Raw genomic sequence first — 22,177 nt, 5'->3', positions numbered from 1 at the left:
CAGACCACCGGGCGAGAGGAATTGCCGCCATGGATGTCTCCCGCCTGTTCTCGCTCGAAGGCAAGGTTGCGCTGGTCACCGGAGGATCGCGCGGCATCGGGCGCATGATCGCCGAGGGCTTTCTCGGCGCCGGCACGGAGCGTGTCTACATCACGGCGCGCAAGGCGGATGAGGTCGAAGCCACGGCGGCTGAATTGGGGGAGCGCTGCGTTGCCCTGCCCGGAGACATCGCCACACTTGCCGGGATCGAGGCGCTCGCCGCCGAACTTTCCACACGCGAATCTCGCCTTGATGTCTTGGTCAACAATTCCGGCGTCGCCTGGGGCGCACCCTTTGATATCTTTCCCGAAGGCGGCTGGGACAAGGTCATGGACCTTAACGTCAAGACGCCGTTTTTCCTGACGCAAAAGCTCCACGCCCTGCTGCGCGCTGGTGCGAGCGACATCCGCCCCGCCAAGGTCATCATGATCGCTTCGGTCGATGGCATGCGGCTCAATCCGTGGGAAACCTATCCCTATCAGGCGAGCAAGGCGGCACTGATCCACCTCACCCGGCGCATGGCCGCGCGGCTGGCGGGCGAGCATATCGTCGTCAGCGGTATCGCGCCCGGCATGTTTGCCTCTAAAATGAACAGAGCCGCCGATCACGCGCCTGACAGGGTGGCGAGCCAGATCCCGGCGGGCCGGGTCGGCGCGGACGAGGACATGGCCGCAGCCGCAATCTACCTAGCGAGCCGCGCAGGCGATTACGTGGTGGGCGAAACGATCACGGTCGACGGCGGCTGGGTCAACGCATGGGTGCCGGGCGATTTTGTCGGGCCGGCGGGGGAGTGAACCCTACTTCATCAATTCCCGCACAAACCCGATCAGCCCGGTCTGGCGCTGGCGGCGCATACGTTCGGCTTCGAGGATTTGGCGCACTTTATCGAAGCACAGGTCGATGTTGTCGTTGACCACGACATAGTCATAGCCGTCCCAGTGGCTGATTTCGGCGCGGGCGCGGTCCATGCGGGCCTGGATGACGACTTCGCTGTCCGTTGCGCGGCCGTTGAGGCGGCGGCGCAGTTCCTCAATGCTGGGCGGCAAAAGGAACACGCGGACAACGTCCTGCTGGTCCTTCTGGTAAAGCTGCTGGGTGCCCTGCCAGTCGATATCGAACAGGAAATCCTCGCCCGCTTTCAGTCCGGTGCGGATCTGCGACTTGGGCGTGCCATAGCAATGGTCGAAAACGTGCGCCCATTCGTAGAACTCGTCCTCTTCAACCATGCGGTCAAATTCGGCCTGGCTGACAAAATGGTAATCCTTGCCGTCGATCTCACCCGGACGCATCGGGCGCGTGGTGACGGAGACCGAAAGTCGGATCTCTTTGTCCTGCTCCAGCAGGCGGCGCGCGATCGTGGTCTTGCCTGCGCCCGAAGGCGAGGAGAGGATGAACATGAGGCCGCGGCGGTGGAGGGTATCGGTTGCCATAGCCGCCCATGCCGCAGCACGGGGGCGCGAATCAAGACGTTTCGCCGCTTTCCGACGCATTGGCCGCTTGCTCGACTGCCTGTTCTTCGCCCTTTTGCGCCGAAGCGACCTTGCGGCGGCGCTCGTAAAGCGCCTTGGCCAGCATCCCGCCGCCGACGACAATCGCGCCCGGCACGGACTTCGTGGCGATCCGCGCCAAGGCCGTGCCGACCAGGGTTTGCGCCATCGACCGGCCCTTGACGATCTTCTTCGCCTTGCCCGGAGTGAAACTGGCACCCAGCACGGTTCGCTCGACCACGTTCTTGAGCAATCGCCCGCCACCGCGCAGCAGCACGTCGGTGATCAGCAAGTTGGTCATGGGATTGGGGCTGAGGCCGCCCTGATCGACGACTTCCGAAAGCTTCTCTTCGGCCTTGGCGCGCTTGCGGGCCATTGCGGCCTTACTTCTTCCGCCCGAAATCGATGGTCACTACGTTTGAACCATCTTCGTTGGTGATGACCGGTGGGCCGTCGGCGTCGGGCGAATCGTTCTCCGCCTCGTCATGCGGTTCGGGTGCCAGATCGGCGACAGTGGCCTGGAATTGCAGCCCGAAATCGACCGCGGGATCGACGAACGCGGTAATCGCGGCGAAGGGAATTTCCAGCTTGGCCGGCATCTGGTTAAACGACAAACCAACGCTGAACTGGTCTTCGCCGACGTTGAGGTCCCAGAACTTGTTCTGCAGGACGATCGTCATTTCGTCGGGGAAGCGTTCCTTCAGGTGCTGCGGGATGTTCACCCCGGGTGCGGCAGTCTTGAAGGTGATGTAGAAGTGGTGATTGCCCGGCAGGGTAGCCCCGCTGTCCGCAATCTGGCCGAGCACGCGGCCCACCACGGCGCGCAGCGCTTCCTGCACGATTTCGTCATAGGGAATGAGGCTGTCAGGCGTGTCAGTCATGATTTTTCCCAAGTGGCCCCGACTTACCCCCGGGTCAAGGGTAGTTGCGCTTGCTGTCCGCCGGTCTATAGGCCCGCCAAGGATAAGGAATCGGCCATGCGCACCGCCTCGATCACTCGCAAGACGCACGAAACCGACATCGCGGTCGAAGTGAACCTCGATGGCACCGGGGCCTATCAGGTCTCCACCGGGATCGGCTTCCTCGATCACATGATCGAACAGTTCAGCCGCCATTCGCTGATCGACATCTCGTGTCGGATCAAGGGCGACCTCCACGTCGACCAGCATCACACCACCGAAGACAGCGCCATCGCCATCGGGCAGTGCATCGTACAGGCGCTGGGCGACAAGGCCGGCATCGGCCGCTACGGCGAGGCGCATTCGGCTATGGATGAGGCGCTGAGCCGCGTCGTGGTCGATATTTCAGGCCGCCCGTGGCTGGTGTGGAACGCGAAGTTCACGCAGGAACGGCTGGGCGAGATGGATACCGAGCTGTTCCAGCACTGGTTCCACTCGATCGCGCAGGCCGTGGGCATCACGCTGCACATCGAGCAGATCTACGGCGAGAACAACCACCACATCATCGAAGGCATCTTCAAGGGTTTCGCCCGTGCCATGCGGCAGGCGGTGGAACTCGATGCGCGCAAGGGCGGGGCGATCCCTTCGACCAAGGGCGTTCTTGGTGGGTAGCGCCAGCCGCCTCCGCGACTGGCCGGTGCCGTTCCCGCGAGAGCGAGAGTCGAATCATGGCTGAAGTTGTCGCCCTCGTCGATTATGGCGCGGGGAACCTGCATTCGGTCGAGAACGCGCTGAAGGCGGCTGGCGCCGGCAGCGTCGCCGTCACCGCTGATCCTTCGATTGTCCGCGCCGCTGATCGCATCGTTCTGCCCGGTGTGGGCAGCTTCAAGGCCTGCGCCGAAGGGCTGCGCGCCATTCCCGGGCTGGTCGAGGCGATGGCAGAGCGGGTCCACGTGGGCGGCGCGCCGTTCCTTGGCATCTGCGTGGGTATGCAGCTTCTCGCCACGCGCGGGGTTGAACACGGCGTCACGCCGGGGCTCGGCTGGATTGCCGGCGAAGTCCTGAAGATCGAGCGGACCGACCCCGCCATCAAGATCCCGCACATGGGCTGGAACGATGTCGCGCTGCCGGTCCATCCGCCTGCGGGCGGCCTGATCGAGCCGGGCGAGGCCTATTTCCTCCACTCCTACCACTTCGCCCCCGAAGACGGCCACGCCATCGCCGCGATGACCGATCACGGCGGCGGGGTTGTTGCTGCCGTGGCGATGGACAACGTGGTGGGCGTGCAGTTCCACCCGGAAAAAAGCCAGTCCTATGGGCTGGCACTACTGGCCCGTTTCCTCGACTGGAAGCCGTGATGATGATCGTATTTCCCGCCATCGACCTCAAGCAGGGGCAGGTCGTGCGCCTGTCCGAAGGCGATATGGACCGCGCGACGGTCTATGGTGACAACCCTGCAGCGCAAGCCTTGCTGTTTGCCGAGGCGGGATCGCAGTTCCTCCATGTGGTCGATCTGGATGGCTCCTTCGCGGGCGAGCAGCGCAATCGCGAGGCGGTGGAATCGATCCTTGAAGCCTTCCCCGGTCACGTGCAGCTCGGCGGCGGTATCCGCACGCGCGAAGCCGTGGCGGGCTGGTTCGACCTTGGTGTCAGCCGCGTCGTCATGGGATCTGCGGCGCTCAAGGACCCGGAATTCGTCAAGGACTTGGCGAAAGAATTTCCCGGCGGTATCGTTGTCGCGGTCGACGCCCGCGACGGCATGGTCGCGACCGAGGGCTGGGCGGACGTGTCCGACGTGTCGGTGGTCGATCTAGCCCGCCGTTTCGAGGATGCCGGCGTCGCCAGCCTGCTTTTCACCGATATCGGCCGCGACGGCCTGCTCAAGGGCGTGAACATCGACGCCACGGTGGACCTCGCCCGCCGGGTGGATATTCCGGTGATCGCCAGCGGCGGGGTCAAAGGGCTGGATGACATCCACATCCTCTCGCTCCATGCCCACGAAGGCATCGAAGGCGTGATCACCGGCCGCGCGCTCTATGAAGGCCGGCTCGATCTGGCTGCCGCGATTGCGATGGCCAATCGCACATGACCGTCCGCGTCCGCGTCATCCCCTGTCTCGACGTTGCCAATGGCCGGGTGGTCAAGGGCGTGAACTTCGTCGACCTCAAGGACGCGGGCGATCCGGTGGAACAGGCCCGCGCCTATGACGCGGCGGGGGCGGATGAACTCTGCTTCCTCGACATTACCGCCAGCCACGAAGCGCGTGGGACGCTGCTCGACATCGTCCGGCGCACGGCAGAGGTATGCTTCATGCCGCTCACCGTGGGCGGCGGGGTGCGTACGGTGGAAGATGCCCGCGCGCTGCTGCTTGCCGGGGCCGACAAAGTGGCTGTGAACTCCGCTGCCGTCACTCGGCCCGAAGTCGTTTCCGACATTGCCGAGAAGATGGGCAGCCAGTGCATTGTCGCCTCGGTCGATGCGCGGCGGGTGAAAGATGGGCGCTGGGAAATCTTCACCCACGGCGGCCGCAAGCCGACCGGGATCGATGCGGTCGAACACGCCGTGCGGCTGGCGCAGCTGGGCGCCGGTGAATTGCTCGTCACTTCGATGGACGGGGACGGGACCAAGGCTGGTTATGATCTGTTGCTTACCCGTTGCATTTCCGATGCAGTGTCAGTTCCGGTGATCGCCAGCGGCGGCGTGGGCACGCTCGATCATCTGGTTGAAGGCGTCACTGAAGGCCACGCCAGCGCGGTTCTCGCCGCCTCGATCTTCCATTTCGGCACCTATTCGATCGCCGAGGCCCATGCCGCGCTGCGTGCTGCCGGATTGCCTGCAAGGGGCTGAAACTGTCGGTTAATTTTACGGTAACCATAAAGCCGGAGCGGGCGTTAACCACTGACTCGGCAGGATTTATCAGAGTCACCCCGCACTGGCACGGCGCTTGCGTTAACATTGGTGATGGGAACCAACCTCGCCTTGCTCGCCGCCTATCCGGTGGTCCTGCTGGCCAGCAACACCGCTGGCCGCGTGGCGAATGCCATTCCCGAACCGTCCGACTTTGCCCTGTTCGCATTCGGCATCACAGGTCTGCTGATCGGCCGCCGCATGGCGATGAAGCGCAAGGACAAGGACGGGGATTGACTTGGTCGTGTCGCAGGCTGCCGGTTTTCTCCTTTTTTCCGGTGGCAGGCGACCAGGGGGGGCGCCCGGACCGACACGGGCGCCCTTTTTCGCGCTCTTGACCCCCGCGCGATGCCGCCGCATGGCAGAGCGATGAGCGACACTCTCCAGCGTCTTGAAGCGACCATCGCCGCGCGCCGCTGCGCCGATCCCGACGCCAGCTATGTGGCCAAGCTGCACAAGCGCGGCCTGTCCAAGATCGCCCAGAAACTGGGGGAGGAAGGCGTCGAAACCGTCATCGCCGCATTGGCAGGCGACCGGCAGGAACTGGTCGGCGAGGCGGCGGACCTGCTGTTCCACCTGTTGATCCTGCTTGGTGCCAAGGACGTGCTTCTGAAAGAAGTGCTGGCCGAACTTGACCGCCGCGAAGGCACTTCCGGAATCGCCGAAAAAGCCAGCCGAAAGACCGACTGATGCCCATCGATCCCCGCGCACCCTATGATCCGAACAACATTTTCGCGAAGATTCTGCGCGGGGAAATCCCGTGCAAGAAGGTCTATGAAGACGACTTCTCGCTCGCCTTTCATGACATCAATCCGCAGGCTCCAGTCCACCTGCTGGTGATCCCCAAGGGTGCTTACGTCAGCTGGGATGACTTCTCCGAAAAGGCCCCGGCAGAGGAAATCGCCGGCTTCATCCGCGCCGTCGGGCAAGTCGCGCGTGAGGCGGGACTGGTCGATCCTGGCTACCGGATGCTCGCCAATGTTGGTGGACATGGCCATCAGGAAGTGCCGCACTTGCACGTCCACTTGTTCGGCGGGCGCCAATTCTACGCAATGGTTCCGCAATAGAGCGCACCTGCCGCACATTTCGGCATACCCTTCGCTTGCCCTGCGAGTCCCGCACCGGCTAAGAGTCCGCCGATGGCTGCGTACCCTGAACCTCCCGGCGGCGTGCTCGACGGGCCGATCCACCGTTTCGCGGTGCGCGCCTATTTTGAGGATACCGACCTGTCGGGCGTGGTATATCACGCCAATTATCTGCGCTGGTTTGAACGTGCGCGCTCAGATTTCCTGCGCCTGCTGGGCATAGACCAGCGCGCCGCGCAGGAAGCCGGCGAAGGTGCCTATGCAGTGAGCGAACTGACGATCCGCTATGCCGCGCCGGCGCGGCTGGATGATACCGTGCTGATCGAAAGCGTCGCCGAGGAAATCCGCGCGGCTTCGTGCCGCATTCATCAAAGGGCCATCCGCGACGGCGTCCTGCTCGCCGAGGCGCGGCTGCGTGTCGGTTTCATTGCGCCGGATGGCCGCCCCCGCCGCCAGCCAGACACCTGGCGCAAAGCGCTCGCCACCCTGTTGCCCCCGCAAACGGAAGAATCATGACCATAACTTCAGTCCTTGCTGCCCCCATCCTCGCCGGCCCGCTGAACCCGCTGCGGCTGTTTCTGCAGGCCGATATTGTCGTGCAGGTGGTCATGGCCGGGTTGCTGATCGCCTCGATCTGGGTCTGGGGTACGGTCATCGCCTTTCTCTGGCGGATGCGCGGCATCAATGCGCGGGGCGAGGCCTATGAGGCCGAGTTCTGGAAGGCCAAGGATATCGAGGCCTATCAGGCCGAGCACGGCAAGGGCGACATCCCCTCGGCCCGGGTCGCGGGCGCGGCGATCAACGAATTGCGCCGCTCCCTCTCAGTCAAGAACCCCGATCCCGAAGGGCTGCGCCAGCGGCTGGGCATCGCCATGACCGGCACTGTAGAGGGCGAGGCGGACAAGTTGGCAGCGCGGCTCAATATCCTGGCCACGGTCGGCACCTCCGCCCCGTTCATCGGTCTGTTCGGCACGGTCTGGGGCATCATGCGCACGCTGGGTGCCTATGCCGAGGAAAGCTTCACCATGGCCCGCGTTGCGCCGGAGTTGTCGGAGGCACTGTTCGCCACGGCCATCGGCCTGTTCGCCGCCATCCCCGCAGTGATCGCCTACAACCGCCTGAGCCTGAAAGTGAACCGCTTTGAATCAAGGCTGCAGCGCTTTGCCGACAAGGTACACGCCGCGCTGACCCGCGAAATCGGCGCGCGCTGATGGCGGGCGGGCTTTCCTCGAGCTCTGGTCGCCGCCGTTCCCGCCGGGGCGGGCGTGCGCCGATGGCCGAGATCAACGTTACGCCGCTGGTCGACGTGATGCTGGTGCTGCTGGCGATCTTCATGGTCACCGCGCCGCTTCTCGCTGCCGGGGTCAAGGTGGACTTGCCCGAAAGCCGCGCCGAGGCCCTGCCGCAGCCCGCGCAGCAGGTGACCCTGTCGATGACGGGCGATGGCCGGATGTGGCTCGACGCGGACGAGCTATCTCCCGGCGAACTGCCAGATCGGCTGGCGCAGGCTGCCGCTGCGAATGGCGGCAAACCGCCGCAGTTGACCCTGCGCGCCGATCGCGGACTGCCTTACGGCACGGTGATGACGGTGATGGGGGAGATCAACCGCGCTGGCATCCAGTCGATCGCGCTGGTCACCGACAGTTCAGTTTCGGCCCCATAGCCCGGTACCATGGCAGCCACGCGCATCAGGGCAGAAGACGTTGTCGGCATCGGCATTGCCGTCGCCGCGCATGTCGCGCTGTTTGCGTGGTTGATCTTCGCGCGCGCGCCGGAACCGCCGCCACTGCCCCCCAAGGTGACCGTAACACTGCAGGGCCCGGTTGCCGCCGAAGCCGGTTCGCCATCGCGCGAGGAGGCCACCGCTGCTCAGGCACCGACGCTATCCGAAGAACCTGCGCCGCCGGTGGAGGCCGCACCCGCTCCACCGCAGCCGCAGCAAAGCGCGGTCCGGCCCGAGCCGCCGCGCCCTGCACCCAAGGCCCTGCCCACACCGCCGCGGCCGCAGCCCATTCCGCGTGCTGCTGCACCCGCGCCGCAGCCGCGCGCGCAACCTCGCCCGGTCACTCCGCCCGCAAAGGCATCGCCGCCCCAGCAGCGCCAATCCCGGGTGGGCAGCGATTTCCTGCCGGCGCGGCCTTCGCGTGTCGGCAAGGACTTCCTGCCGCCCGCGTCCCAGCGCACGGGCGGGGCCAGCCGGATCGGCAAGGATTTTCTCCCCGGTGCGGCAGCAGGCAATGGCAAGGCAGCGACTCCGCCCGGCCCGTCGATAACGCCGCAGGTGCGCTCCTCGCTTGCTTCCGAAGTCGCGCGCCAGCTCAAGCCGAGGTGGCAGGCGCCCTCGGGGCTTGATGTGGACCTGCTCGCCACGACGGTTGAATGGGACCTCAATCGCGATGGCAGCCTGTCCGGCGCTCCCCGCGTGACGGGCCAGACGGGGGTGAACGCCGCCAATCGCTCGCAGGCCGATCGCCACAAGGAACAGGCCCTGCGCGCCGTGCGACTTGCCGCACCATTCCGCCTGCCGCTGCAATTCTATGCCGGCTGGCAGCGCCTTCGTTTTACCTTCGACAGGAAATTGAGCCAATGAAGCCGATAATCGCGATGCTGCTTGCAGGTCTCGCCGTACCTGCACTGGCGCAAAACGCCCCCGTCCCCGCACCCGCCACGCCGCCGCCGACGACCGGCGAAGTGCTGACCGGCACTGTCACCGATGACAGCGCCTGGGCCGACCTCGGCATCGCCATCCCCGCCTTCCCGACGAACGCCGATGTCGCCACGCAGGCGAGCGCTGGCGGAACGGCGGCAACCGGCCGCGCACTGGCGCAGGTGATCACCGACGATCTCAAGAACAACGGCCTGTTCAAGCCGACCGGTCCCTCCAGCCTGCCGACGCCATCGATGGCGGAAGTCACGACCCCGGCCTTCGCCACCTGGCAAGGCAAGGGCGCGGAAATGCTGGTCCACGGTTTTGTCCGCGCCAATGGCGACGGAAATCTGACCATCGGCTGCTACCTCTACGACGTCGCGCTAAGCCAGCAGCTGGTGAAGGGCGCATGGGTTGTCGGTCCGGGCGAATGGCGCCGCGCCGCGCACAAATGCGCTGACATCGTCTATTCGCGCTTGTCTGGCGAGAGCCCGTTCTTTGACAGCCGCATCGCCTATATTGCCGAAACCGGGCCAAAAAACCGCCGCAAGAAGCAGCTGGCGATCATGGATTCGGACGGGGCAAACCACCGCTTCCTGACCAGCGGGCAGGCGATTGCCCTGACCCCGCGCTATTCGCCGGACTACAAGCAGATCGTCTACCTCAGCTACCTCAACGGCAACCCGCGCATCTACATCTACGATACCGAACGCGGCACGCAGAAGTTGGTGACGCAGAGCGGCAATCCCACGTTTGCGCCGCGTTGGTCGCCCGATGGCAAGTGGATCCTCTATTCGATGGCGGTGGGCGGCAATACTGACATCTACCGCGTTTCGGCGGCCGGCGGCGAGAGCAAGCGGCTGACGGACAATCCCGGTATCGATGTCGGCGGATCGTTCTCGCCCGATGGCAGCAAGATCGTGTTCGAAAGCGACCGTTCGGGCGGCCAGCAGATCTATGTGATGAACGCCGATGGATCGGACCAGAAGCGCATCTCGTTCTTTGGCGGCCGCGCGGCGACGCCTGAATGGAGCCCGCGCGGCGACCAGATCGCTTTCACCCACATCGCCGGCGATTTCCATATCGGCGTGATGAGTGCGGGCGGCGGCGGTATGCGCACGCTGACCGGCGGCTGGCAGGATGAAGCCCCGACCTGGGCGCCAAATGGCCGCGTCATCCAGTTCTTCCGGACTGAAAAGGGCTCGGGCCGCTCGGCGCTGTGGCAAGTCGACCTGACCGGCAAGAATGAGCGCCGCTTGCCCACGCCGGTAGACGCGTCAGATCCGGCCTGGGGTCCGGTTTTGCCTTAATTGGCCGTTAGCTATAGAGTTCCCGGGGGCAAAGGAGTTGATTATGAACCAGCAAGTACGAAGCACGGCGAAAGCCCTGATCCTGCTTATGGCAGGCAGCGCCGCACTGGCCGGTTGCTCGCCCAAGCCGCCCAAGCAGTTGCCTCCTGAACCCGGCAATGCCGCAACCTCGACCGATACCGGCCAGAGCACGATCGGCGCGCCGATCCCCGGCAGTCAGGCCGACTTCGTCGCGACCTTGATGGGTGCCGATTCGATCTATTTCGATACCGACAAGTTCAATATCGACAGCACCGATGCGGTTGCCCTGCAAAGTCAGGCGCAGTGGCTGATGAAGTATCCGGCCAAGCGCGCCACGATCGAGGGGCACTGCGACGAACGCGGCACCCGTGACTATAACCTTGCGCTCGGCGAAAAGCGGGCGAATTCGGCGAAGAACTATCTCGTCAGCCTCGGCGTGGATTCGGCCCGCCTGACGACGATTTCCTATGGCAAGGAACGCCCGCAGGCGACCGGTTCGAACGAGGACGCCTGGGCGAAGAACCGCCGCGCGGTGACTGTCACTATCGATTGAGGGGTGTGAAGGGTGCCCGGAGAGTCCGGGTGCCCGCTCAGTGCAGGATCGGCAGGCTCGGCAAAGCCGGGAGCGCAGGCATTTCGATCTGCGCGGGCAGCAGCGATGCTTGCGTGGTCTGGGTGTCGGCATCGATCGAAGCGCCGCCGAACATCGCGAAACCGGCCATCAGCATGACCGAAAGTACGGACGAAAGGGCGAGTTTCTTGCTCATGTTCATGCGATCCGAATTGCTGACCTTAGTTACTATAACTAAGGCAGGTAGATGTTGCAATGCAATATAACGTGCAAATATGAACACCGGGTTGCCGTTTCAAGACCTTGCCCAACCCTTGCCCGCACGCCTAAGGCTGGACGATGAGCCGCTCACGCAGATCCGATAATTGGGGATTCCCGCGCTGGGGCGGATACGGCGCCGCGCGTGACGCGGTGACCGTGCGGCTGTGCGACCGCGCCGGTTGCAATGAAAAGGGCGATTGCCCCGCACCCAAGAGCCCCAACAATCCGGACCGCTGGTATTTCTGCCAGCGCCATGCGGCGGAATACAATTCCGGCTGGGACTATTTCGCGGGCCTCGACAAGGAAGAGGCGGCCGAGCGCGAGGCCAGCGAAACGCGCGACAATTCCGGCTATCAAGAAGCGGCGCATTACGGCTGGGGCGGATCAGGCGATGGCAGCCGCAGCCGCGACGAGATGCGCGCGCTCGAGGTGCTGGGGCTTGAAAGTGATGCCGATTTCGATGCGGTCAAGAAAGCCTGGCGTGCCAAGGCCAAGCTCGTTCACCCCGACGTGCGCCCCGGCGACGAGGACGCGGCCAAAGCCTTCCAAGCGCTGCAACTGGCATATGAAGTCCTCCGCGCCGCCGAAGAACGGCGCGAGTGGAAGGGCTGATATCTAAGCCGGGACCGGATGCGCTTCCTCGTCCCGCTTCTCATTGCGGCCGAGCAGCAGCAACATCAGGGCGCCGAGCACCACCGATACACCGGTGATCACCAGGAACACGTTGAAGTTCCCCGTCGTGCCCAGCGTGTAGCCGAGCAGGATCGCTCCCAACGAGGTTGAGACAGAAGTGATCGCCGTGATCAGTCCCATGACCGACGAATAGACATCGATGCCAAAGCGCTTCGCCACGAGATAGGCGACGACATCGCCTTCCGCGCCGAACGTGAAGCCGATGCAATAGACTGACAGCAGGACGAGCACATGGGCATCAAGACTGCTTGAAAGGAAGAACAGCCCGATGCTCGGTAGCGCCATGGTCAGGAAGGCGACGCGGTAGGGGTTCATCTTGTCAATCGCGAGGCCGGCAAGGATGCGGCCCGAAAGCTGGCCGAGCATCATCGCCACGGTCGCCTGCCCCATCATCATCCCGGTCATGCCGTTCTCGAGGATCAGGTTCTTGAGCTGTGCCTGCGGGATCGTCTGCGGCAGGTTGCACAGCATCATCGATCCACCGAGCATCCAGAACGCCGGATTGCGGAAGATCATCGGATAGTCTTCGCGCGCCTTGCGTTTGGTCTTCAGCACACCGTGAGTTTTCGCGCCCGGCGGGATCAGCAGGAAAGTGACGACAGCCATGATAATGGCAAACACCGCCAGCGCCTGATAGCCGCTGCGCCAGCCCAGCGTCTCGACGATCCAGTTGAGCATAATGCCCACCGGAATGCCGAAGAGTGCCGGCCCGGATGCGACGATGGCCAGCGCCAGCCCGCGCGACTTCTTCACGTACTGCACAGCCAGCCGGCTGTAGACCGTGGCCGTTGTGGTCATGCCGAGCACGCCCTGGGCGACGAACAGCATCGAATAGACCTCAATCGATCCGTTCATCAGGCTGAGGCCAAGGTAGATCAGGGGCATGGCCAGCATGCCGATCAGCGCGGTCATCCGAACGCCCAGCACGTCGGCCAGACGCCCGACAAAAGGCAGCGCTAGCGAGGAAAACAGGCCAAGCGATCCGACATAGGCGAAGGACGAAGGCGTCCAGCCGTTCGCATGGATCAGCGAAGGCGCCATCGTGCTGATGACCGTACCGGCAAGCGACATGCCCGAGCCGAGCCCGACCGTCGCGGCGAGCAGCGGACGCCAGTTATCGCGAAGTTCGCTCAGATAGGCCATGTGCCGAAATTCTCCCAATCGGTCGGCTGCGGCCTTCCTTGGGCGCGGGTTGTCCGCGATTGCCCGGGCGCGGTCAATCGCAAGGGCAATCGCCGAGGCGGTTTGCCGCGCTTGCCAAGGTCCGGACCTGCGCGTAGTTTCCACCCCATCGCCCGGCCACATGGGGCAGGCCACCAGCGACCAGGGTCCGCACGCAAGGCACTCGCCTCGGGGGGAATGGACCTATGTCTGCAGATACCGTCGCGCCGGTGGCCAAGGCCGCCCGCGTCCAGTCGCTCGATGTCCTGCGGGGCATTTCGCTGCTGGGCATCCTGATGATGAACATTACCGCCTTTGGGCTGCTCGGTCAGGCCTACAGCAATCCGCTCGCCGATGGCGGCGCGGAAGGCTGGAACAAGGTCGCTTACGACGTGATCCAGATCGGCTTCGAAGGGACGATGCGCGGCATCTTCTCGCTGCTGTTCGGCGCCGGGATCGTGCTGCTGACTGACCGCATGGAAAACGCCGGTGCCGGCATCATGGCCGCCGAGATCCATTTTCGCCGCATGCTGTGGATGATGCTGTTCGGCGTGATTCACTGGGCCTTGCTGCTGTGGTACGGCGAAATCCTGTTCGCCTATTCGATCTGCGGCATGCTGCTGTTCGCGCCGCGCAAGCTGCCGGCCCGTACCCAGATCATTGCCGCGTTGCTGCTGCTGGCCTGCGCTGCCGCGATCACCAGCTACAAGGGCAATGTGCTCCTCGAAACTTACGCCACCGCGCAGTTTGCCGAACAGGCCAAGGCCGCGGGCACTCCGCTGACCAGCGAACAGACCACCGCGGTCACGGAATGGGCCGAGGCGCTCGATCACTACACGCCAAACGCCGAATCCGCTGCCGGGCAGCGCGCGCTGCATTCCGGTTCGTGGTGGCAGGCTGTCACCGGTCAGTGGGATTCCAGCTATGAGTTCCAGTGGACCGGAGCGCCTTACTGGCTGCTGTTCGACATGATTCCGTTCATGCTGCTGGGCATGGGCCTGCTCAAGCTGGGCTATCTTGGCGCGGGCAAGCCGGCGCGCACCTATGGCCTGATGATGGTTGGCGGTTATGCTGTCGGGCTGTTGCTCGGCTGGAACGAGCTGCATCATATCTATGCCGGTAATTTCTCGCCAATCGCCTTTTCGGAGGCCGACCGGACGTACCAGTTTAGCCGGCTGGCCATGGTTATTGGGCACCTCGGTCTGGCGCTGCTGGTGATCCGGCTCGGCTGGCTAAAAGGACTGCAGCGCGCACTGGCGGCGGTCGGGCAGATGGCGCTGAGCAATTACATTGCCCAGACGCTGATCTGCACGGCGTTGTTCTATGGCTTCGGTTTCGGTCTCTACGGCCAATTCGAACGGTACCAGCTCTATCAGGTGGTTGCGGCGATCTGGCTGGTCGAACTGGTGTGGAGCCCGCTGTGGCTGGCGCGCTTCCGCTTTGGCCCGATGGAGTGGCTCTGGCGCTCGCTGACCTACTGGGAACGCCAGCCGATGAAGATCTGAAGTAACTGGCGGCGGATCAAACCGCCGCCAGTGCCTGTTCAAAATCGGCGATCAGGTCGTCTGCATCCTCGATGCCCACCGAAATCCGCACGAGGTTGTCGGTAATTCCCAGCATAGCCTTGCGCTCGGGCGGGACAGACAAGTGCGTCATCGCCGCCGGGTGGCTGGCGAGCGTTTCGGTGCCGCCAAGGCTGACCGCCAGCTTGGCGATCTTCAGCGCGTCGAGGAAGCGGAAGCTCTCGGTCTCGCCGCCCTTGATGAATACCGAGAAGGTGCTGCCCGCGCCGGTGCAGTGGCGGTTGTAGATGTCCTGCTGGCGCGGATCGTCGATATCGCCAAGGTAGCCGAGGCCTTCGACCTTGGGGTGCCCCTTCAGGTAAGCGCAGACCTTCGCCGCGTTCTGGCCCGAGCGGGTCATGCGCAGTTCTACCGTCTCAAGGCTGCGCAACAGCATCCAGGCGGTGTTGGGATCGAGAATCGTGCCCATCGTGTTGCGCAACATGCGGATGGGATCCATCCAGCGCTTCGCCCCCGTAAGGCCGCCGGCAACAAGGTCGGAATGGCCGCCGGCATATTTGGTCAGCGAATAGACAACGATATCCGCGCCGTGCGCCAGCGGGTGTTGCCAGAGCGGGCCGAGGAAGGTGTTGTCGATGGCGATCGGGCAAGCAGCGCCCAGCAAGGCATCGCGCGCGGTTGACACGGATTCGATGTCGACGAGCGCATTGGTCGGGTTCGCCGGGCTTTCGAGATAGACCATGGCGACCTTGCCGCCCTGCGCCGTTGCCAGGTCCTTGCCCTTGGCCAGCGCGGCCTCGATCTCGGCGGGTTCAGCGCCGGCGGGGAAGTCGACATAGCCGATACCGAAGCGCGACAGGGTCTTGGCGATGAAGCCTTCGGTGGCGGCATAAAGCGGACCGGAATGAACGATCACGTCGTTCTGATTGCAGAAGGCGAGGAGTAGCGTGGCGATGGCCGACATGCCGCTGGAGAATACCAGCGCCTCTTCGGCAACGTCCCACAAAGCGAGGCGTTCTTCGAGAATCTGCTGGTTGGGTCCGTTGAAGCGCGAATAGACGAGACCATCGCTGCCGCCCGGGCGCTTGCCGGTGATCCCTTCAAAGAACCGCTTGCCTTCCGCCGCGCTGGGGAAGGCGAAAGTCGAGGTAAGGAAGATCGGCGGCTTCAGGCTGCCTTCGGAAAGAGCGGGGTCATAGCCATAGCCCATCATCAAGGTGGAGGGCTTCAGCTGGCGATTGCCGATCGTGGTGTCTTTGGATGATTTTGCCATAATGGTTTCGCTTGTAACCATGTTGGCAGTGTTTGGCGAGCGGCTATTGCAATTGCGACGAAATAGGCGCGCAATGCTTCAGGGTCGCCGGGGGAAATGAACATGCCTGACAATTCACGACTTCTATCCATGGCGCTGACGGTGTTCGGCGTGATCTTTTGCCTGATCTATCCGCTGGCGATGTTCTGGCCGTCTGGCTGGGCCTGGCACGAAGGCGTTCCCGCCTCGGACAACTATTTCATGATGATCGTCGGCGTCTATGCGACCTTGGGGATCTTCCTGATCCGCGCGGCGCGCGACCCGCTCGCCCATGCTTCGCTGATCTCGTTCACCATCTGGTCGAGCGTGGTCCATGCCGCGGTCATGGCCTTCCAGTCCGGTCGTGACCCGATGCATGCCGGCCATATGCTGGGCGACGTTCCGGCTTTGCTGCTGGTTGCCGTTGTGCTCGGCGTGCTCATGAGCAAGGCCAAGACGAAGCGCTAAGCTTTAAGTCCAAAGCCCTGAAATTGCTTCTGCTTGCCGTCCTGCCGATCCTGCGCCTACCATGGGTGCGCGATTGGCAGGAGGACAAAGCAGGCATGACTCTGGATGGCAAGGTTGAGGATGGCAGGGTTCACGGCATCGGCGGATTGTTCTTCCGCGCCCGCGATCCCGAGGGCTTGAACGCCTGGTACCGGACGCATCTCGGCGTTGGCGCGGGCTGCTCCGGCACGGATGAGCCGGCGGGTGAATGGTTGTGGAACGCTGCGGGCGGACAGACGGTTTTCGCGCCGTTCAAGCACGACACCGACTATTTCGCCGCCGACAAGGCCTTCATGATCAATTTTCGCGTTAGCGGCCTTGATGCGCTGGTCGCGCGGCTGGCTGAGGCCGGCATTCCTGCCGAACGCCGCGCAGAATGGGATAACCCTGCAGTCGGCCGATTCGCCCGAATTCACGATCCGGAAGGTAATGCGATTGAATTGTGGGAGCCCCCTGCGGGGTAATCCCTCTCCCCGGTAAGGGAGAGGGGTCCAGCCTTACTTCGGTGAAATCACCATCAGCATCTGGCGACCTTCCATGCGGGGATAGGCTTCGATCTTGGCGATCTCGGCAGTATCTTCCTGCACGCGGCGCAGCAGGTTCATGCCCAGCTGCTGGTGCGCCAGCTCGCGGCCACGGAAGCGCAGGGTCACCTTGACCTTGTCGCCTTCGCCGATGAACTTGTGGATCGCCTTCATCTTCGTCTCATAGTCATGATCGTCGATGTTCGGACGCATTTTGATCTCCTTGATCTCCTGCGTCTTCTGGGTCTTGCGGGCGAGGTTAGCCTTCTTCTGCGCCTCGTAGCGGAACTTGCCGACATCGAGGAACTTGCAGACCGGCGGATCAGCGTTCGGCGATACCTCGACCAGATCAAGGCCGACTCCGGCCGCCTGTTCGATTGCCTCGCGGGTGTACATGACGCCGATATTCTCACCAGTCTCATCGATCACGCGGACCTTGTCCGACTGGATGAGCTGGTTGTAGCGCGGCCCGCTCTTGACGGGGGGCTGCAGCATGCGCCGGGGTGGGGGAGCTATAGTGTCTTCTCCTGTAATGGGTCTACGCCGCGTCCTTAGTGCGAATCGCGAGTTTGGGGAAGGGCGTTATTGGAGTCTTAGTTGGGTGAGCTCCTGACATCTGTCTGGTGCGCCAGTCGCGGATGCGACTGGCGCACCAGACAAGAACTCCGGGAGGAGAGCGGGCCGGTGCCGCAGGAATGCCGGATGGCTTTGCGCACCGCCTTCAGGCGGACAATTACGCCGCTTCCACCTCGACCGTATCCTCGCCCGCCGCCTCCAGCAGCGCGGCTTCGACTTCCTTCATGCGACCGGCGTTCTCGACCTTTTCGCCCAGCACGTCAGTGACATAGAACGTATCCACCGCGCGTTCGCCATAGGTGGCAATGTGCGCCGAATGGACCACCAGCCGCGCTTCGAACAGCGCGCGGGCGAGGCGGTTGAGCAGGGCGGGGCGATCGCGGGCGGCGACTTCGACCACGGTGAAGCGGTTCGAAGCCTTGTTGTCGAAAGCAACGCCGGGGCGCACGACAAAGGCCTCGGCGCGCGGGCGGGCGAGGGGGCGGGCGGCTAGGCGGGGAACCAGCTTGACCCGGTTGGCCAGCGCATCGGCGATCATCGTCTCGATCCGCTGAAGCTGACTGCCTTCGCTGAACGGGCGGCCAAGCGGGTCCTGGACCAGGAAGTTGTCGACCGCAAAACCGTTGCGCGCGGTGTGGATGCGCGCGTCGATGATGTTGCCGCCAGCCAGATGGATGCCGCCGGCGATGCGATAGAACAGGCCGGGGTGGTCGGCGGCGATCACTGTCACCAGCGTGGCTCCGCGCGCCGCATAGTAGTGGCAGGCGACATGCAGCGATGCGCCCTTTGCCGCGTCGAGCTGGCGCAGGTTCCAGGCGATGATGTCCTCGGGCTCGGCGATCCAATAGGCATCGCCAAGTTGCTGGCCGACCGAATCGACGAGGTCGCCGGACTTGCCGAGCTGCGCGCGAACCTTGTCCTTGCGCGCGGCAACCCGGTGGCTGCGCCCGTGCATGGCGTGGCCGAGCCGCAGGCGCTCTTCCGCCGCTTCGTAAAGGTCGCCGAGCAGCTGGCGCTTCCAGCTGTTCCACGTGCCCGGGCCGACCGCGCGGATATCGACAATGGTCAGCAGTGAGAGCTGGCGCAGGTTCTCGATCGAATGGACGACCTCGACGAAATCGCCGATCGTCTTCCAGTCGGCCAGATCGCGGCGGAAGGCGGTGTCGCTCATCATCAGGTGATAGCGCACGAGCCAGGCGACCATCTCGGTCTCGGCCTCGTCCAGCCCGAAGCGGGGGCACAGCTTGCGCGCAACTTCGGCGCCGAGCACCGAATGGTCGCCGCCGCGCCCTTTGGCGATGTCGTGCAGCAGCACCGCGCAATAGGTCACCCGGCGTGAGCGGATCTGCGGGAACAGACGGGTGGCGAGCGGATGGTCCTCCTTCTGCTCGCCGCGCTCGATCTGAGCCAACAATCCGATGGCGCGGATGGTATGCTCATCGACCGTATAGTGGTGATACATGTCGAACTGCATCTGCGCGTTGACCCGGCCGAAGTCGGGAACAAAGCGGCCGAAGACATCGGCCTCGTTCATCCATCGCAGTACTGTTTCAGGGTCGTTGCGGCTGGTCAGCACGTCCAAGAACAGGGCATTGGCGCGCGGGTCGGCGCGCACGGCGGCGTCGATCAGCTTGGCATCGCGCGCGGCGCGGCGCATCGCGGCGGGGTGAATTTCGAGCTGTTCGGATGCGGCCAGCTGGAACAGTTCGACCAGCCGCACCGGGTCCTTTTCGAACCAGTCGTCCGACGGGGTGTCGATCTTGCCGCCGAACACGATCCAGCCGCCGGCGATCGTGCGCGGGCGGGCGCGGAATCCGGCGAGAAGTCCGCGCGGCTGCTTCTTTGCGAACTGTTCGTCGAGCTGCGACAGGAACAGGCCGGTCAGCGCGCCAACGCGTTTTGCCTGCAGGAAAAAGTACTGCATGAAGCGCTCGACCGCGCTCTTTCCGGGGCGGTCGGCAAAGCCCATCCGCGCCGCAACTTCGCGCTGGAGGTCGAAGGTCAGGCGGTCTTCGGCCCGGTTGGTGATCGCGTGGAGGTGGCAGCGCACTGCCCAGAAAAACGTCTCGGCGCGCTTGAACGCGCGGTATTCGGTGGCGGTGAGCAGGCCGACATCGACCAGTTCCGAGGAATTGCGCACCTTGTGGATGTATTTGCCAATCCAGTAGAGCGTGTGCAGGTCGCGCAGGCCGCCCTTGCCTTCCTTGACGTTGGGCTCGACGACATAGCGGCTGTCGCCCTGCCGCTTGTGCCGTTCATTTCGCTCGCCCAGCTTTTCGGAGACGAAATCGCGCTCGGTCCCGGCGACCACTTCGGCCCAGAAGCGGCGGTTCGCCTCGTCAAACAGGTCCTGATCGCCCCAGACGTAACGTCCTTCAAGCAGCGCCGTGCGGATCGTCAGATCGCTGCGCCCCATGCGCACCATGTCATCGAGGCTGCGGCTCGAATGGCCGATCTTGAGCCCCAGATCCCACAGAAAATAGAGCATCGCCTCGATCACCTGCTCGCACCAGGCGGTCTGCTTGCCCGGAGTGAGAAAGGCGATGTCGACGTCGGAATGGGGCGCCATTTCGCCCCGGCCATAGCCGCCGACCGCCATGATCGTCAGGCGTTCACCGGTCGAGCGGTTGCTGGCGCGGTAGACGTTGCCGACGACATGGTCGTGGATCACGCGAACAAGCTGGTCGACCAGGAAAGCCTGCGCGGCGGCGCATTCGTGCCCGGCGGAGGGCTTGTCTATCAGGCGACGCTCGATCTCCGCCTTGCCGTCCCTCAGCGCGGCGCGCAGCAGTTCGACCACGCGGGGACGGGCCTTTTCGGCGCCCAGCTCGGCGACGCCATCGGCGATGGCAGAGGCAAGCGCGCGCCGGTCAATGATGGCGCGCTGGTTGGCAATACGTTGGAAGGTCAAATGTCAGGCCCGCGTTTCAGCGCCCGTCCACTGTGCCGCAAAGCGCGCTTTGAGGGCACGCTTGTCGACCTTTTCGGTTCCGAGCCGGGGCAGCCTATCCGATTCCCGCCAGAAGTGCACCGGTATCTTGAACCCGGCGAGCTGGGTGCAGAGGAATTCGCGCAGGTCATCGGGCGTCACATCGATCCCGTCATGCGCAACGTAAACCGCCACCGGCACCTCGCCGAGCCGGTCATCCGGCAGGCCGAAGACGCTGGCCTCGGCAATGCCGGGATGGCCGTAAAGTGCGGCCTCGATCTCGCTGGCGGTGATATTCTCGCCGCCGCGGATGATGATGTCCTTCTTGCGGTCGACGATGAACAGATAGTCGTCCGGGTCGAGATAGCCGAGGTCTCCGGATAGGAACCAGCCGTCCCCGGTCATCGCTGCGGCGGTTGCCTCCGGGTTGTTCCAGTAGCCGATGAAGTTGCAGATTGACCGGATCGCCACTTCCCCGATCTCGCCCTGCGGCAGGGGGTGACCATCGCTGCCGAGGATTCCCACCTCAACCAGCGGGCGGCTGGCTGGACCGGTCGAACCCGGCTTGGCGAGGTAGTTTTCGTTGAAGTTACCGCAGCCCACGGCGTTCGTTTCAGTCAGGCCATAGCCCAGGATCGGGTAGCCGGTGGGCAAGGCATCGCGGATCGTGCGGACGTGCGATTCCGGACGCGGGGCGCCGCCGGCGGCGAAATGGACGCAGGTGGAGAGGTCGTATTTCGTCCGGTCGGGATGGCTGGCGATCTCGTAGCTCATCAGGGGAACGCCGACGAAATAGGTGACCTTCTCGGCCTCCATAAGCCTCATCGCCTCGGCTGCGTCCCAGCGCGCCATCATCACCACCTTGCGGCCGGTGATCAGGCTTTGCAGCAGCAAGGGTATCTCGCCGGTCACGTGGAAAAGCGGTACGGCCACCAGGGCGCAGGGCAGGCGGCCTTCGGGCACTTCGCCGCGCGCTGCATGATACTGATAGAGCATCAGCGTATTCGCCGCGAAGTTCACTGTCGCCTGCACCACAGCCCGGTGGTCCGACAGCGCGCCCTTCGACTGCCCGGTCGATCCCGAGGTGTAGAGGATGGTGGCGAGATCATTGCCGGTCAGCGCCGGCAGATCCGCCGCGCCTGAACCGAGAAGGGCGGCGAGGCCTTCCGCCGGTTCGCCGTGATCAAACACCAGCACCTCTGCGCCGTGGTCAAGCGCGTCGATCCGCGCGGCGCGCTGGGCATCCGCAAGGATCATGCGGCAATCGGCAAGGCGGATGCCGTCGGCCATTTCCTCGCCGGTCCACCAGCCATTGAGCAGCGCCGCGCAGCCGCCCGCCAGCAGAACGCCGAAATAGGCGATCACCCAGTTCGCCGAATTGCGCGCGGCAATGCCTATCCGGTCACCCTTGGCGATGCCGTGCCGGTTGACCAGCCCGGCGGCGACTTCACGCGACAGGGCCAGCGTCTCCGCAAAGGTCAGCCGCAGCTCGCCATCAACGATGAATTCGCGGTCCGAGTGCTGTGTGCAATAGTGCATGAGCAGTGCCGGCACGCTGGGCGGCGCATTGCGGAACACCGTCCAGCTGCGGCCACGCACGTTCACCTGCGTGGTTTCCAGCATCGCTCCGGGCGCGGTCATCGCGTCCATGATGGCAGTGAAAGTCCGGTCGAGTTCGCTTGGCATGGCCGGTTGGCAATCCTTTCCCGCGCGCGTCCGTGTTCACAAGCGGTTCCATCGCGGGCC

At 64.1% G+C, this 22,177-nt stretch carries 27 protein-coding genes; 18 read left to right on the top strand and 9 right to left on the bottom strand.

Annotated features, from left to right (window positions below; all coding sequences use genetic code 11):
- The first annotated feature begins 29 nt into the window (after positions 1 to 29).
- A complete protein-coding gene (locus tag WG900_RS11825) occupies positions 30 to 833 on the top strand; it encodes an SDR family oxidoreductase (protein ID WP_339967342.1) in 804 nt (267 codons plus the stop codon).
- Positions 834 to 836: 3 nt separating this feature from the next.
- Here the strand turns inward: WG900_RS11825 and gmk are convergent, their stop codons facing one another.
- The 3 genes from gmk to WG900_RS11810 are packed head-to-tail and all read right to left on the bottom strand — an operon-like array spanning position 837 to position 2,407.
- Complete coding sequence (gene gmk / locus WG900_RS11820) at positions 837 to 1,469, bottom strand: guanylate kinase (RefSeq protein WP_339967341.1); 633 nt, start codon at positions 1,467 to 1,469, stop codon at positions 837 to 839.
- A 31-nt stretch (positions 1,470 to 1,500) separates the two neighbouring features.
- Positions 1,501 to 1,902: a hypothetical protein gene (locus WG900_RS11815; protein ID WP_339967339.1), complete on the bottom strand. Its 402-nt coding sequence runs from the start codon at positions 1,900 to 1,902 to the stop codon at positions 1,501 to 1,503.
- Between the two features lie 7 nt (positions 1,903 to 1,909).
- On the bottom strand, positions 1,910 to 2,407 hold the full coding sequence (locus tag WG900_RS11810) for an SspB family protein (protein WP_339967336.1): 498 nt from the start codon (positions 2,405 to 2,407) through the stop codon (positions 1,910 to 1,912).
- A 96-nt stretch (positions 2,408 to 2,503) separates the two neighbouring features.
- Between WG900_RS11810 and hisB the strand changes: the two genes are divergently transcribed.
- From hisB to pal, 13 genes are all read left to right on the top strand, one after another.
- Complete coding sequence (gene hisB, locus WG900_RS11805) at positions 2,504 to 3,097, top strand: imidazoleglycerol-phosphate dehydratase HisB (RefSeq protein WP_339967334.1); 594 nt, start codon at positions 2,504 to 2,506, stop codon at positions 3,095 to 3,097.
- A gap of 56 nt (positions 3,098 to 3,153) precedes the next feature.
- Entirely contained in the window at positions 3,154 to 3,783 is a 630-nt protein-coding gene (gene hisH, locus WG900_RS11800; RefSeq protein WP_339967333.1) for an imidazole glycerol phosphate synthase subunit HisH, read from the top strand.
- Between the two features lie 2 nt (positions 3,784 to 3,785).
- On the top strand, positions 3,786 to 4,514 hold the full coding sequence (gene hisA / locus WG900_RS11795; RefSeq protein ID WP_339967427.1) for a 1-(5-phosphoribosyl)-5-[(5-phosphoribosylamino)methylideneamino]imidazole-4-carboxamide isomerase: 729 nt from the start codon (positions 3,786 to 3,788) through the stop codon (positions 4,512 to 4,514).
- A complete protein-coding gene (hisF, locus tag WG900_RS11790; protein WP_339967332.1) occupies positions 4,511 to 5,272 on the top strand; it encodes an imidazole glycerol phosphate synthase subunit HisF in 762 nt (253 codons plus the stop codon). Before hisA ends, hisF begins: the two co-directional genes overlap by 4 nt.
- 114 nt (positions 5,273 to 5,386) lie before the next feature.
- Entirely contained in the window at positions 5,387 to 5,569 is a 183-nt protein-coding gene (locus tag WG900_RS11785; RefSeq protein WP_339967331.1) for a hypothetical protein, read from the top strand.
- Positions 5,570 to 5,701: 132 nt separating this feature from the next.
- Positions 5,702 to 6,022 (top strand): phosphoribosyl-ATP diphosphatase, encoded by a 321-nt coding sequence (locus WG900_RS11780; protein WP_339967329.1) that lies wholly within the window; start codon positions 5,702 to 5,704, stop codon positions 6,020 to 6,022.
- On the top strand, positions 6,022 to 6,399 hold the full coding sequence (locus WG900_RS11775; protein WP_339967327.1) for a histidine triad nucleotide-binding protein: 378 nt from the start codon (positions 6,022 to 6,024) through the stop codon (positions 6,397 to 6,399). Before WG900_RS11780 ends, WG900_RS11775 begins: the two co-directional genes overlap by 1 nt.
- Positions 6,400 to 6,471: 72 nt before the next feature.
- Positions 6,472 to 6,933, top strand: coding sequence for a YbgC/FadM family acyl-CoA thioesterase (locus WG900_RS11770; protein ID WP_339967325.1), 462 nt, complete (start codon positions 6,472 to 6,474; stop codon positions 6,931 to 6,933).
- Entirely contained in the window at positions 6,930 to 7,628 is a 699-nt protein-coding gene (locus WG900_RS11765; protein ID WP_339967324.1) for a MotA/TolQ/ExbB proton channel family protein, read from the top strand. Before WG900_RS11770 ends, WG900_RS11765 begins: the two co-directional genes overlap by 4 nt.
- On the top strand, positions 7,628 to 8,080 hold the full coding sequence (locus WG900_RS11760; RefSeq protein WP_339967322.1) for an ExbD/TolR family protein: 453 nt from the start codon (positions 7,628 to 7,630) through the stop codon (positions 8,078 to 8,080). The genes WG900_RS11765 and WG900_RS11760 overlap by 1 nt, the downstream gene beginning before the upstream one ends.
- A gap of 9 nt (positions 8,081 to 8,089) precedes the next feature.
- The gene (locus tag WG900_RS11755) at positions 8,090 to 9,007 is read left to right on the top strand and encodes a hypothetical protein (protein WP_339967321.1); all 918 of its coding nucleotides are present in this window, start codon (positions 8,090 to 8,092) and stop codon (positions 9,005 to 9,007) included.
- Positions 9,004 to 10,374, top strand: coding sequence for a Tol-Pal system beta propeller repeat protein TolB (gene tolB, locus WG900_RS11750; protein WP_339967319.1), 1,371 nt, complete (start codon positions 9,004 to 9,006; stop codon positions 10,372 to 10,374). The genes WG900_RS11755 and tolB overlap by 4 nt, the downstream gene beginning before the upstream one ends.
- 43 nt (positions 10,375 to 10,417) lie before the next feature.
- Entirely contained in the window at positions 10,418 to 10,948 is a 531-nt protein-coding gene (gene pal, locus WG900_RS11745; RefSeq protein ID WP_339967318.1) for a peptidoglycan-associated lipoprotein Pal, read from the top strand.
- A 37-nt stretch (positions 10,949 to 10,985) separates the two neighbouring features.
- On the opposite strand, the gene WG900_RS11740 is transcribed toward pal, so the two are convergent.
- Positions 10,986 to 11,162, bottom strand: coding sequence for a hypothetical protein (locus WG900_RS11740; RefSeq protein ID WP_339967315.1), 177 nt, complete (start codon positions 11,160 to 11,162; stop codon positions 10,986 to 10,988).
- Between the two features lie 143 nt (positions 11,163 to 11,305).
- Here WG900_RS11740 and WG900_RS11735 point away from each other — a divergent pair, with 143 nt between their 5' ends.
- Positions 11,306 to 11,839 (top strand): J domain-containing protein, encoded by a 534-nt coding sequence (locus WG900_RS11735; protein ID WP_339967313.1) that lies wholly within the window; start codon positions 11,306 to 11,308, stop codon positions 11,837 to 11,839.
- Between the two features lie 3 nt (positions 11,840 to 11,842).
- Here the strand turns inward: WG900_RS11735 and WG900_RS11730 are convergent, their stop codons facing one another.
- On the bottom strand, positions 11,843 to 13,063 hold the full coding sequence (locus WG900_RS11730; protein WP_339967311.1) for an MFS transporter: 1,221 nt from the start codon (positions 13,061 to 13,063) through the stop codon (positions 11,843 to 11,845).
- Between the two features lie 224 nt (positions 13,064 to 13,287).
- Here WG900_RS11730 and WG900_RS11725 point away from each other — a divergent pair, with 224 nt between their 5' ends.
- Positions 13,288 to 14,586 (top strand): DUF418 domain-containing protein, encoded by a 1,299-nt coding sequence (locus WG900_RS11725; RefSeq protein WP_339967310.1) that lies wholly within the window; start codon positions 13,288 to 13,290, stop codon positions 14,584 to 14,586.
- Between the two features lie 16 nt (positions 14,587 to 14,602).
- Here WG900_RS11725 and WG900_RS11720 read toward each other — a convergent pair whose 3' ends face one another.
- A complete protein-coding gene (locus WG900_RS11720; RefSeq protein WP_339967309.1) occupies positions 14,603 to 15,898 on the bottom strand; it encodes a cystathionine gamma-synthase family protein in 1,296 nt (431 codons plus the stop codon).
- A gap of 81 nt (positions 15,899 to 15,979) precedes the next feature.
- Here WG900_RS11720 and WG900_RS11715 point away from each other — a divergent pair, with 81 nt between their 5' ends.
- Both WG900_RS11715 and WG900_RS11710 read left to right on the top strand, forming a co-directional pair.
- Complete coding sequence (locus WG900_RS11715; protein WP_339967307.1) at positions 15,980 to 16,363, top strand: DUF6632 domain-containing protein; 384 nt, start codon at positions 15,980 to 15,982, stop codon at positions 16,361 to 16,363.
- 95 nt (positions 16,364 to 16,458) lie between these two features.
- The gene (locus tag WG900_RS11710; protein WP_339967425.1) at positions 16,459 to 16,866 is read left to right on the top strand and encodes a VOC family protein; all 408 of its coding nucleotides are present in this window, start codon (positions 16,459 to 16,461) and stop codon (positions 16,864 to 16,866) included.
- Positions 16,867 to 16,899: 33 nt separating this feature from the next.
- On the opposite strand, the gene infC is transcribed toward WG900_RS11710, so the two are convergent.
- The 3 genes from infC to WG900_RS11695 form a co-directional block, all read right to left on the bottom strand.
- Positions 16,900 to 17,421, bottom strand: a complete 522-nt coding sequence (gene infC / locus WG900_RS11705) for a translation initiation factor IF-3 (protein ID WP_339967305.1) — start codon at positions 17,419 to 17,421, stop codon at positions 16,900 to 16,902.
- A 238-nt stretch (positions 17,422 to 17,659) separates the two neighbouring features.
- Positions 17,660 to 20,413 carry a [protein-PII] uridylyltransferase gene (locus WG900_RS11700; RefSeq protein ID WP_339967304.1) on the bottom strand — a complete coding sequence of 918 codons (2,754 nt, stop codon included), beginning with the start codon at positions 20,411 to 20,413 and terminating at the stop codon, positions 17,660 to 17,662.
- Positions 20,414 to 20,416: 3 nt separating this feature from the next.
- A complete protein-coding gene (locus tag WG900_RS11695; protein WP_339967303.1) occupies positions 20,417 to 22,117 on the bottom strand; it encodes a class I adenylate-forming enzyme family protein in 1,701 nt (566 codons plus the stop codon).
- Between the last annotated feature and the right edge of the window lie 60 nt (positions 22,118 to 22,177).

It is taken from the genome of Novosphingobium aquae, assembly GCF_037572715.1.
In the GTDB taxonomy this organism is placed as follows: domain Bacteria; phylum Pseudomonadota; class Alphaproteobacteria; order Sphingomonadales; family Sphingomonadaceae; genus Novosphingobium; species Novosphingobium aquae.
This window is presented reverse-complemented; position numbering and strand designations above follow the sequence as displayed.

Bases quoted from the DNA above. Each gene is read 5' to 3' on its own strand.
- WG900_RS11825 (WP_339967342.1), top strand. From the start codon at position 30: ATGGATGTCTCCCGCCTGTTCTCGCTCGAAGGCAAGGTTGCGCTGGTC.
- gmk (WP_339967341.1), bottom strand. From the start codon at position 1,469: ATGGCAACCGATACCCTCCACCGCCGCGGCCTCATGTTCATCCTCTCC.
- WG900_RS11815 (WP_339967339.1), bottom strand. From the start codon at position 1,902: ATGGCCCGCAAGCGCGCCAAGGCCGAAGAGAAGCTTTCGGAAGTCGTC.
- WG900_RS11810 (WP_339967336.1), bottom strand. From the start codon at position 2,407: ATGACTGACACGCCTGACAGCCTCATTCCCTATGACGAAATCGTGCAG.
- hisB (WP_339967334.1), top strand. From the start codon at position 2,504: ATGCGCACCGCCTCGATCACTCGCAAGACGCACGAAACCGACATCGCG.
- hisH (WP_339967333.1), top strand. From the start codon at position 3,154: ATGGCTGAAGTTGTCGCCCTCGTCGATTATGGCGCGGGGAACCTGCAT.
- hisA (WP_339967427.1), top strand. From the start codon at position 3,786: ATGATCGTATTTCCCGCCATCGACCTCAAGCAGGGGCAGGTCGTGCGC.
- hisF (WP_339967332.1), top strand. From the start codon at position 4,511: ATGACCGTCCGCGTCCGCGTCATCCCCTGTCTCGACGTTGCCAATGGC.
- WG900_RS11785 (WP_339967331.1), top strand. From the start codon at position 5,387: ATGGGAACCAACCTCGCCTTGCTCGCCGCCTATCCGGTGGTCCTGCTG.
- WG900_RS11780 (WP_339967329.1), top strand. From the start codon at position 5,702: ATGAGCGACACTCTCCAGCGTCTTGAAGCGACCATCGCCGCGCGCCGC.
- WG900_RS11775 (WP_339967327.1), top strand. From the start codon at position 6,022: ATGCCCATCGATCCCCGCGCACCCTATGATCCGAACAACATTTTCGCG.
- WG900_RS11770 (WP_339967325.1), top strand. From the start codon at position 6,472: ATGGCTGCGTACCCTGAACCTCCCGGCGGCGTGCTCGACGGGCCGATC.
- WG900_RS11765 (WP_339967324.1), top strand. From the start codon at position 6,930: ATGACCATAACTTCAGTCCTTGCTGCCCCCATCCTCGCCGGCCCGCTG.
- WG900_RS11760 (WP_339967322.1), top strand. From the start codon at position 7,628: ATGGCGGGCGGGCTTTCCTCGAGCTCTGGTCGCCGCCGTTCCCGCCGG.
- WG900_RS11755 (WP_339967321.1), top strand. From the start codon at position 8,090: ATGGCAGCCACGCGCATCAGGGCAGAAGACGTTGTCGGCATCGGCATT.
- tolB (WP_339967319.1), top strand. From the start codon at position 9,004: ATGAAGCCGATAATCGCGATGCTGCTTGCAGGTCTCGCCGTACCTGCA.
- pal (WP_339967318.1), top strand. From the start codon at position 10,418: ATGAACCAGCAAGTACGAAGCACGGCGAAAGCCCTGATCCTGCTTATG.
- WG900_RS11740 (WP_339967315.1), bottom strand. From the start codon at position 11,162: ATGAGCAAGAAACTCGCCCTTTCGTCCGTACTTTCGGTCATGCTGATG.
- WG900_RS11735 (WP_339967313.1), top strand. From the start codon at position 11,306: ATGAGCCGCTCACGCAGATCCGATAATTGGGGATTCCCGCGCTGGGGC.
- WG900_RS11730 (WP_339967311.1), bottom strand. From the start codon at position 13,063: ATGGCCTATCTGAGCGAACTTCGCGATAACTGGCGTCCGCTGCTCGCC.
- WG900_RS11725 (WP_339967310.1), top strand. From the start codon at position 13,288: ATGTCTGCAGATACCGTCGCGCCGGTGGCCAAGGCCGCCCGCGTCCAG.
- WG900_RS11720 (WP_339967309.1), bottom strand. From the start codon at position 15,898: ATGGTTACAAGCGAAACCATTATGGCAAAATCATCCAAAGACACCACG.
- WG900_RS11715 (WP_339967307.1), top strand. From the start codon at position 15,980: ATGCCTGACAATTCACGACTTCTATCCATGGCGCTGACGGTGTTCGGC.
- WG900_RS11710 (WP_339967425.1), top strand. From the start codon at position 16,459: ATGACTCTGGATGGCAAGGTTGAGGATGGCAGGGTTCACGGCATCGGC.
- infC (WP_339967305.1), bottom strand. From the start codon at position 17,421: ATGCTGCAGCCCCCCGTCAAGAGCGGGCCGCGCTACAACCAGCTCATC.
- WG900_RS11695 (WP_339967303.1), bottom strand. From the start codon at position 22,117: ATGCCAAGCGAACTCGACCGGACTTTCACTGCCATCATGGACGCGATG.